2 protein-coding genes are annotated in these 4,894 nt (G+C 49.4%); both read left to right on the top strand.

From position 1 onward, the window contains the following. Positions 1-211: 211 nt before the first annotated feature. Positions 212-3,094, top strand: coding sequence for a CHASE domain-containing protein (locus AC3A8L_RS19600; protein ID WP_487963960.1), 2,883 nt, complete (start codon positions 212-214; stop codon positions 3,092-3,094). Between the two features lie 116 nt (positions 3,095-3,210). Further along, positions 3,211-4,894 (top strand): GDSL-type esterase/lipase family protein (locus AC3A8L_RS19595; protein ID WP_487963959.1); only part of this gene is annotated, 1,684 nt, incomplete at its 3' end.

The raw sequence follows: 4,894 nt of genomic DNA, 5'->3' as shown, positions 1-4,894 counted from the left end.
TAACACCTCAGGCTTACAGCCCTACCACAAATGGCTTATTGCAGGCATTACCGTCGCAGCCTGTGGCTTAATTACCGCCGCACTTCTCCTCAGCTAAATACCCACGTCGCACGTCGCCCCCAAGCCCTGCCACCTCTGGCAGAGCCTGGAGTTTCGCTACACCATACTTACTCAGCTACACTCAATAAGAGACCTTAAATTGACGTGTCGCATGAAGTCTACTGCCTTACATTTGGTCGTCGCCTGCCTGGGCTATTACATTGCTGGCCTATGCGGGCTGAGGCTTGCTATTCCACCGGGCTTTGCTTCGGCCATCTGGCCTGCTGCCGGCGTAGCTTTAGCGTGCGCCATCCTTTTTAAATCGCGGGCGGTCTTTATTGGCGCCGGCTTTGGGTCGTTTTTTTTAAACCTAGGGGTTGCTAGTGATAACTTTACTGCTCTAAGCCCCGCCATCATGGCCCTGGCATTTTGCATTAGTCTTGGCGCTGTCACACAGGTCGCGATGGGCTATATCCTCTGGACCAAGCTACTCCCCCAAAAAGCAATATTAGACTCGCCGACGCAAATCAACCGCTTCCTACTCATTGTGGCGCCCTTGTGCTGCCTAGCTTCAGCGACTATTGGTATAACAACACTCACACTATTTGGCATCATCAGTGCCGATAATCTCTTGTTCACCGCCCTGACATGGTGGGTGGGCGATACCATAGGCGTGATATTGTTCACCCCCCTGATTCTCATTATGGTGCGCAGCACGCACAGCATTCGCTACCGGCTCACCATTATCGGGCCAACCGTCATTATCTTTATGGGCGTATTAGCGTTATTCCGGCTCTCGCTAGAAGCTCAAAATAACGCAATTAACCAAGAGATCACACGTGGCGCAACCGAGCTGCACAATAAAATACACGAGCGCTTTTTACTCTCACAGCAAAAATTACTCGCCTATACCGCGCTTTACAGCACCTCAGACAAAATCACCCGGCAGCAATTCAACCGCATCACCGAAGTACTCATTACAGGTAGCAGCGCTCTCAAAGCCATAGGCTGGACAGAAGTTATTCCTCACGAACAACGCACACACGTAGAAGCTCAAGTACAAGCCGAAGGTTATCCCAATTTTCAATTCACCCAGTTCGACCTCAACGGGGAGCTCATTACAGCCAAAGAACGCGATTACTACTATCCCGTCCTTATTATCTACCCGCTCCCCCCCAACCTAGCGGCTTTTGGCCTAGACCTAGGCGCCAATACCGAGCGCTTCGCCGCCCTAGATCTCGCCATGAAGACCGGTAAAACGGTTAACACAGCGCCCATCGTACTTGCGCAATCGCAGGATGAAGGACGCTCCTTTATTATGTATTTACCCATATTCGATCTAAATTACCGCCGACAATTTCACTCCGCCAGCTACGCCGAAAAGCACCTAAGGGGTTATATCAGCGGCGTGTTCGACATTCAAAAAGTACTTGGCCAAATACTGAAAGATGCCGCGCTACAACACATAGGCTTTAGTATTCAAGATGTTACGCCCCCGCATGCGCCCACGCTCTTACTCGAAAGCCGCACGCAACCGCTACCCATGTTCGACACCGTTGCAACCAATATCACTTTTGGCCAACGCAAGCTTGCAATGGAATTTTACGCCACCACCGAATATAAGGTCGTCACGAAAGACTGGACCAGCTGGACGATTCTTACCGTAGGCTTTTTACTCACGGCTATGCTGCAAGCGTTGCTGCTCGTACTAACCGGTATAAACGAACGCATTCAGCGCGAAGTCGCCCAAAAAACCGCTGAATTCCAGCAAGCCAAACAAGAAGCCGAAGCGGCGAACAGCGCCAAAACAAACTTCCTAGCCAATATTAGCCACGAGTTTCGCACGCCGCTCAATGCCATTATTGGCTTCACCAATTTATGTTTAAAAACAACGCTCAACGATCGACAACAAGGCTTTTTAACGCGAGTAAAATTAGCTTCAGATACATTACTCACGCTCATCAACCACACGTTAGATTACGCTAAAATAGAAGCGAATAAGCTCGAACTCGAGCGAAAACCAGTCAACCTTGTTCGTATTTACGACAAAGTAGAAGCCATGTTTTCCATTCAAGCCGAGCAAAAAAATCTCGCATTTAAAGTCGAGCTTGAAGAGACGCATCCCGATTTCATCTGGGGTGACGCCCTGCATTTAGAACAAATATTGCTGAACTTATGTAGCAATGCCATCAAATTTACCGAAGCCGGCAGCATTACAATACACTCACATGTCACGCGTGAAACGTTAGAACAAATCGACCTAGTCATCACCGTAACAGACACGGGTATTGGCATCGCCACCGAAAAACAAGCCTCTGTGCTCCAAGCCTTTCAGCAAGCCGATAACTCAATGCGCCGAAGCCATGGCGGCACTGGGTTAGGCCTCGCCATTAGCCATCAGCTCATTACGATGATGGGCGGTACACTCACACTTCGCAGTGACATAGGCCAAGGCTGCACCATTACTATCGCGATGACCTGCGACAAAGCTTCCGACGCGCATCACCCAGCCTCGCGCCGAAATACAGTTAACGACAAAAGTGGCACCTCGCCTCAAATGCCGCTAAAAGCCTTTGACGAACAGCTTCTAGCCTCAAAAGCGGCATCCTCACAACAACAACAACAACAACAACAACAACAACAACCCAGCACACCCGCCCCCCCTCCAGTAACAGATGATTGCCTCGCAGGGAAAACACTACTGCTGGTTGAGGATATCGAGATGAATCAAATACTTGCTCAGCAAATTTTAGAAAGTTATGGCGCCCAAGTTTTATTGGCAACCAACGGCCTAGAGGCGGTTAACCTATTAAAGAAACAAAACGTCGATGCCGTATTGATGGATATTCAAATGCCTGTAATGGACGGCTACCAAGCAAGCCGAGCCATTCGCGAGAGACCTTGCCACAGCGCGCTTCCCATTATCGCAATGACCGCCAATGTAGCCCCCAAAGACATTAGGGCCTGCGAAGCAGCGGGAATGAACGCCCACATCGGCAAACCCATTGATGAAGATTTTTTACTCGCAACATTAATGACGCAAATTCACAAATAGCGCATCGGTAAATCGCTTTATCCAGCGCTATAATGCACGCGATAACTGTTTGCTATGACAGCGAAACTGTTCGCTATAGCAGCCACCCTAGCGGCACTCCCTTTAAGGATCTAGCAATGGCCATACCTTTTTGTTTACTCAGTTTGTGCGGGCTAATAATGTGCTTAGCGGCTTGCCAGCCTACGCCCAACAAGCCCTTAACCACACAAATACTGTCAACTGCACCGGTATCTGTAACACCAATACCGCGCACTAAAGAATTCCCCTGGATGAGTGTTGCACAGTGGTATCAAAAACATACCGACGACATCGCAGCCGCGCAGAATACAGATGTGGAGCTCGTCTTTGTCGGTGATTCCATTACCGAAAGCTGGGATTGGGGCGAAGGACGCGACGCGGTTTATCAGCAATACTTCGGCGATGTCAAGGCGGTGAATTTTGCGATTGGCGGCGACATGACGCAAAACCTATTGTGGCGTTTACAGCACAATATCCAAGGGCAACTTCAACCCGCGGCCGTCGTGATGATGATTGGCGTGAATAATTTTCTGCATGAAAAACAATCGCCTGATGACGTTATTCTGGGTATTAAAGCCAACCTTGCGCAATTACAAAAAAACTATCCACACGCCAAGATTTTACTCATCGACGTATTACCGTTTTATCAAAATGCAAATAGCCCAAGCCGCCAGCAGGTGATAACCGTCAACCACGGCATTGCAGCTTTGGCCAATGATAAAGACATATTTCATATCAACGTGAACGATCACTTTCTCGACACCAATGGCGAAATCCCCAAAGCGCTCATGGACGATTACATTCACCCTACCGCAGCAGGCTTAGAGATTATTGCTAAGGCTGTCGTGCCAAAAATCCAAAACTGGATCGAACAGGCGCGCAAGGCGAAGCTCACCGTAGCGGCCAGCGACCCACGCATTCAGGTAATGGGGCGCAGTGCCAATACCGACGATAAAGCCCTTATTGTTGGCTACCCAGGAGTAACGTTTAAACTGCGCAGCAATGCCGAGCGCATCACCTTATTCGGTAAAAGCGAACACGGTAAAAGTTATTTTTCAGTTCAAGTCGATGATCAACCCGCACGCTTAATTCAGCTGCCCGATAAAGCCGAAGATATCGTACTCTTAGAAGGCAATACCGAACGTACCGCCCATACCATTACCCTATTGAATCGCTCCGAAACATGGCACGGCGTCTCGACCCTGTACAATTTCACGCTATACCACGGCGAATTATTAGATGCCCCCGCCCTGCCCCAACGCAAATTACTGCTCATTGGCGATTCTATTACCTGTGGTGAAGCCGCCGATCGCCAAGCCAACCTTGAAAGTACCTGCCAGAGCGATAATAGCTGGTGGGGCGCAAAGCAAAGTTATGGCATGCAGCTAGCCGCAATGATGAACGCTCAAGTACAGCTTGTCTGTTATGGCGGTAGAGGCTTAGTGCGTACCTGGGATGGCATCAGCGATGGCGTTAATGCACCCGATTTTTACGATTATGCCGTGCCCAAAGATGGCCAACCATTCACCTGGGACCACAACCAATACCACCCCGATATCGCCATTGTAGCTTTAGGCACCAACGATTTCTCGGCATCAGCTGGCACCCCGCCCACGGAATCACACTACGTAAAAACCTACGTCGATTTTATTCATAAAATTCAACGCGACCACGGTAAAATTCCGGTCGTAGTGACCGATGGCCCCCTGCTCGCAGGCAAAGAAAAAACACAACTGCAAAGCTACTTACAGAAAATTCAAAGCCAAAGCGACAACGTGCATT

This window comes from Marinagarivorans sp., from assembly GCF_982758155.1.
Note: the sequence above shows the minus strand (reverse complement) of the source record. Positions and strands in the feature narration are given on the sequence as shown.

Coding starts and splice junctions, on each gene's coding strand:
- AC3A8L_RS19600 (WP_487963960.1), top strand. CDS start 212: ATGAAGTCTACTGCCTTACATTTGGTCGTCGCCTGCCTGGGCTATTAC.